Below are 5104 nucleotides of genomic sequence, written 5' to 3' on the forward strand. Positions count from 1 at the left end.
CTGGGTGCCGCGCGCGGCTTCGGCCGGTGCGGCGGCGCGCGCGGCGGCGAGGTCGGCGCCGTCGCCGGCGTTGGCGCTCGGAGACTGGGAGCAGGCGGCGAGCGCGGCGGACAGGAGCAACGGCAACAGCGGCAGGCGCATCGGCAGCGATCCTTGCAAGGGCGGGGCGCCAGTGTGCGGCAAACCGGCGACGCGCGCGCGCCGCGCCAACGAAAACGGCGGCCCCGGGGCCGCCGTTTTCGCTGCGCCAGGATGGATTTACTCGACGCTGACTTCGACCCGCCGCGCTTCCCTGGCGTCGTCGCCGCCCTCGGTCACCGCCGGCTTGTCCAGCGCGATGCGTTCGGCGGCGATGCCTTGCGCCTGCAGCCAATGCTGCACCGCCTGCGCGCGCTGCTTGGACACTTCGGCATTGGTCGCGGCGCTGCCGGTTTCGTCGTGGAAACCGGAGATGCGCGCCTTGGCGTCGGGCCTGGCGTTGAGCGCGGCCAGCACGCCGGCGAGGTCGCCGGCGGCGGTGGCGGGCAGTTGCGAAGAGCCCAGGTCGAAGTAGAGCTTGGCGTGGTCGGCGACCGCCACCGCGGCGCCGGCGCTGTCCGCGCCCACGTCGCTGCCCACGCCGGCGGCAACCGCGGCATCGGAGGAGGCGGCCGGCGGGGCCTGCGCCGGGTCGCTGTGGCTGGCGGCGGCCACCGCCGCGGCGGCGGCTTCGTCCTGCCCGCGCACATCGCCCACCGGCAGCAACGGCACCAGCAGCAGCGCGACGATGTTGATGATCTTGATCAGCGGATTGATCGCCGGGCCGGCGGTGTCCTTGTACGGATCGCCGACGGTGTCGCCGGTGACCGCGGCCTTGTGCGCCTCCGAGCCCTTGCCGCCGTGGTGGCCGTCCTCGATGTACTTCTTGGCGTTGTCCCAGGCGCCGCCGCCGGTGGTCATCGAGATGGCGACGAAGATGCCGGTGACGATGGTGCCGATCAGCAGGCCGCCGAGCGCCTTGGGCCCGAGCAGCAGGCCGACCACCACCGGCACCGCGACCGGCAGCAGCGAGGGCACGATCATTTCCTTGATCGCCGACTTGGTCAGCATGTCCACCGCCTTGTCGTACTGCGGCTTGCCGGTGCCTTCCATGATTCCGGCGATGTCGCGGAACTGCCGGCGCACTTCCTCGACCACCGCGCCGGCGGCGCGGCCGACCGCTTCCATCGCCATCGCGCCGAACAGGTACGGGATCAAGCCGCCGATCAACAGGCCGATGATCACCATGTGGTCGGACAGGTCGAACGCGAACAGCTTGCCCGGATGCGCGGTCTGCAGGTTGTGGGTGTAGTCGGCGAACAGCACCAGCGCGGCCAGCGCGGCCGAACCGATGGCGTAGCCCTTGGTCACCGCCTTGGTGGTGTTGCCGACCGCGTCGAGCGGATCGGTGATGTCGCGGATCTCCGGCGGCAGCTCGGCCATCTCGGCGATGCCGCCGGCGTTGTCGGTGATCGGCCCGTAGGCGTCCAGCGCCACGATCATGCCGGCCATCGACAGCATCGAGGTCGCGGCGATGGCGATGCCGTACAGCCCGCCCAGCGCGTGCGATGCCCAGATCGCCACGCACACCGCGATCACCGGCAGCGCGGTCGACTTCATCGACACGCCCAGGCCGGCGATGATGTTGGTGCCGTGGCCGGTGGTGGACGCCTGCGCGACGTGCTTGACCGGCGCGTACTGGGTGCCGGTGTAGTACTCGGTGATCCACACGATCGCGCCGGTCAGCACCAGCCCGATCAGCGCGCACCAGTACAGGTTCATCGGGCCGAAGCTGGAGTCGCGCATCAGCGAAGTGGTGATCGGGTAGAACGCGATCGCCGCCAGCACCGCCGAGACGATCACGCCCTTGTACAGCGCGCCCATGATCGAGCCGCCCGCCTTCACCTTGACGAAGAAGGTGCCGACGATCGAGGCGATGATCGACACGCCGCCGAGCACCAGCGGATACAGGATGCCGTTGGCGCCGACCTGGCTGGCCATCAGGCCGCCCAGCAGCATCGTCGCGATCACCGTCACCGCATAGGTTTCGAACAGGTCCGCGGCCATGCCCGCGCAGTCGCCGACGTTGTCGCCGACGTTGTCGGCGATCACCGCCGGGTTGCGCGGGTCGTCCTCGGGAATGCCGGCTTCGACCTTGCCGACCAGGTCGGCGCCGACGTCGGCGCCCTTGGTGAAGATGCCGCCGCCCAGGCGCGCGAAGATCGAGATCAGCGACGAGCCGAACGCCAGACCGACCAGCGCGTGCAGCGCCTTCTCGCCGGTGACGCCGAGCCTGGCCAGCACCAGCCAGTAGCCGGCCACGCCGAGCAGGCCCAGGCCGACCACCAACATGCCGGTGATCGCGCCGCCGCGGAAGGCCACGTCCATCGCCGGGCCCATGCCGCGGCGCGCGGCCTCGGCGGTGCGCACGTTGGCGCGCACCGACACGTTCATGCCGATGTAGCCGGCCGCGCCGGAGAGCACCGCGCCGAGCAGGAAGCCGATCGCGGTATGCCAGTTGAGGAACAGTCCGATCAGCACGAACAACACCGCGCCGGCGATGGCGATGGTGGTGTATTGGCGGTTGAGATAGGCGCGGGCGCCTTCCTGGATCGCGCCGGCTATCTCCTGCATGCGTTGGTTGCCGGCGGGTTGTGCGCTGATCCAGCGCGCGGACACGATGCCGTAGAGGATCGCGATGACGGCGCAGCCTAGCGCCAGGATCAAACCGTACTGCTCCAGCATGAAACCCCTCCCCGGTTGGAAAAGTGGACATCACGGGACAACGGATTCGACTTGTGCCGCGAGCGGTCGTGGACCGGTGTTCCGCGGATCGCGTTTGCGCGCTGCGCGTGTTGCATCGCAGCGTGGCCGTATCGCGTACACGGCGCGAACCGACTATCGCATAGGGACTGTGCCGGCGGAACCGCCGCGGCGGCGCCGGCGGCGAGCATCGCGCGGCGTGCGGCGGGGCTGCGAACGAAGTCACGAAACCCCTGCGCCGTCGGCCCGTGCAGCCGTCACGCGCGCTTGACGGCGACGACGACGTCGGCATCGCGCGCAGCGATCCAGTGGGCCGGCATGTTGCGCAGCCGCATCGTTTGCGCCGGACGCGGCTGTCGTGGGAGGGGCTTCAGCCCCGACGCTTTTGTTCCCGATGCGACGCGCCGGCCTGAGCGGAAGGCGTCGGGCCTGAAGGCCCTCCCACAGCAGCGCGGCTGTTGTGTGAGGGGCTTAGCCCCGACGCCTTTGTTCCCGATGCGACGGGGCGGCCTGAGCGGAAGGCATCGGGCCTGAAGGCCCTCCCACAGCAGCGCGGCGGTTGTGGGAGGGGCTTCAGCCCCGACGCTTTTGATCCCGATGCGGCGCAGGCTCAGGCCTTCACCCAGCAGCGCCAGGCCGGCGGGCGAGGGTGAAGTGGCGGTTCAGCCGGTGCGTGCGAGGCTGCCCCGGCCCCGCAATCAGGAGCCGCCATGCGCAGACTTCTTCCCGCGTTCGGCGCCGCCATGGCGCTCGCCGCATTCGTATCCCCGGCCGCGTTCGCGGCCGATCCGGTCCCCGAGATCCAGCGTTCCGGCACGGTGCCGGCGCAGCCGGCCGGCAGCGTCCACACCCTGCGCCAGATTCCCGAGGCCTGCGCACGCCTGGAAGGCGCCTTCACCGGCCAAGCCGCCGAGCCCTACAAATTCGCGGTGGTGCGCTCCAGCCCCAACTGCCAGCCGCGCGCGCGCTTCGTCGACGCGGCTAAGGCGCAGCCGTCGGAAGCCGCGGGCTGGAAGTTCAACGATTTGATCCGCGTGCCCAGCGCGGCCTGCCCGCAGCAGCAGGCGGTGGTGCGGGTGTGGCGCAAGCCGGCCGCGGTGGCGCCGCCGCAGCTCGACGCGCAAGGCCGCGCGCGCCTGTACCTGCAGGACGAAAAGGCCCGCGCCGAGGCCGCCAAGCTGGCCCAGGTGCCGATGTTCGCCGCGGCGATGACGGTCGAAGGCAAGCCCTGCGGCGGCTGAGCGCGCGGCGCCGGCCGCAAACGAAGAAAGGGCCGCTCGCGCGGCCCTTTCCTTTTTAGCGTCGCCGGCGCGCCAGCTTACTTCACGCCGACGCAGTCCTTCAGCTCGACCACGAAGTCGGTCTGGTTGTACTCGTCGAAGGTGCCGGTGAGCTGGATGCGGTCGTTGGCGCGCAGGGTCAGCGCATAGGCCTTCTGGTTCGGCGCCAGCGCGCAGCGCACGCGGGTCTCGAACAGGCGGCGGTCGCTCTCGACCAGGCCCGGCAGCAGCGAGCCGCCGCCGCCTTCGAACGTCACGTAGTACTTGCCGCTCTTGCCGTCGCTGACGCCGGCGTTGGTGCCCTTGACCGTGTACTGGCGGCCCTTGTAGCGGTCGGCGACGACCGCGGCGTTTTCCTTGGCCTGGGCTTCGATTTCCTGCGCCAGCTGCTGCGCCGACACCGCGATCGGCAACGGCTTGGGTGCGGCCGAGCGCGGCGGCGCGGTCTTGCCCGGCTTGAGCGAGCCGATCATCTCGCACATCGACTTCTTGATGTCGGCGGCGCTGCCGAACGAGCCCTTGCGCAGCTTCAGCGACATGGTCACGGTGCCGGAATTGTCGGCGGTGACCTGCATCGGCAGCGGGCGGTGCAGGGTCGAGGAAGGCTCTTCCAGCACCAGGGTGCCGGCGTTCAGATCTTCGTCGAGCACCGCCATGTTGCGGCCGATGCCGGCGTTGCGGACCTGGCCGATGCCGGCCGCGGCGGACATGCCCGGCACCTGGACCTGGGTGAAGTACTCCTGCCCCGAGAGCGGGTTGCCCTTCTTGGTGAAATTGTCTTCGCACTGACCGGCGACGGCCGAGACCGAAGGAACCAGCAGCATCAGCGGAACCAGAAACCTGCCTTTCATGACGACTCCCTGTAATGACCAACTAAGCGTTGCGTCCCTGCGCCCGCATGAACGCTTGCGGCGGCAGATTGCCGCAATCGGTTGGGCGGTTCAACGTTTTTCGGTTGGCGACCGGGCGCGGCGCGGGGCATTGGCGACGTGGCGCACAGATGCGGGGCGGCGCGGCGGCCGCGCCGGCCCGCGGGGGCGGGC

Annotated in this window: 4 protein-coding genes and 1 pseudogene; 1 reads left to right on the forward strand and 4 read right to left on the reverse strand. The window is 70.3% G+C overall.

Features of this window, described 5'->3' with window-relative positions:
• Positions 1-258: 258 nt before the first annotated feature.
• From A7A76_RS25750 to A7A76_RS27065, 3 genes and pseudogenes are all read right to left on the reverse strand, one after another.
• Positions 259-750, reverse strand: coding sequence for an OmpA family protein (locus A7A76_RS25750; RefSeq protein ID WP_343225395.1), 492 nt, complete (start codon positions 748-750; stop codon positions 259-261).
• Positions 739-2763 (reverse strand): annotated as a pseudogene (locus A7A76_RS22965) (sodium-translocating pyrophosphatase); the annotation flags it as partial. The pseudogene A7A76_RS22965 and the gene A7A76_RS25750, both read right to left, overlap by 12 nt.
• A 240-nt stretch (positions 2764-3003) precedes the next feature.
• Positions 3004-3231 (reverse strand): DUF6053 domain-containing protein, encoded by a 228-nt coding sequence (locus tag A7A76_RS27065; protein ID WP_428995222.1) that lies wholly within the window; start codon positions 3229-3231, stop codon positions 3004-3006.
• A gap of 260 nt (positions 3232-3491) precedes the next feature.
• Between A7A76_RS27065 and A7A76_RS22970 the strand changes: the two genes are divergently transcribed.
• Positions 3492-4022 carry a hypothetical protein gene (locus tag A7A76_RS22970; protein WP_206413494.1) on the forward strand — a complete coding sequence of 177 codons (531 nt, stop codon included), beginning with the start codon at positions 3492-3494 and terminating at the stop codon, positions 4020-4022.
• A gap of 77 nt (positions 4023-4099) precedes the next feature.
• Here A7A76_RS22970 and A7A76_RS22975 read toward each other — a convergent pair whose 3' ends face one another.
• Positions 4100-4912, reverse strand: a complete 813-nt coding sequence (locus A7A76_RS22975; RefSeq protein ID WP_206413495.1) for a hypothetical protein — start codon at positions 4910-4912, stop codon at positions 4100-4102.
• Positions 4913-5104: the final 192 nt, after the last annotated feature.

This window comes from Lysobacter enzymogenes, from assembly GCF_017168095.1.
GTDB lineage: Bacteria > Pseudomonadota > Gammaproteobacteria > Xanthomonadales > Xanthomonadaceae > Lysobacter > Lysobacter enzymogenes_D.

Excerpts from the sequence above, each read along its gene's own strand:
- A7A76_RS22970 (WP_206413494.1), top strand. The coding sequence starts at position 3,492 with ATGCGCAGACTTCTTCCCGCGTTCGGCGCCGCCATGGCGCTCGCCGCA.
- A7A76_RS22975 (WP_206413495.1), bottom strand. The coding sequence starts at position 4,912 with ATGAAAGGCAGGTTTCTGGTTCCGCTGATGCTGCTGGTTCCTTCGGTC.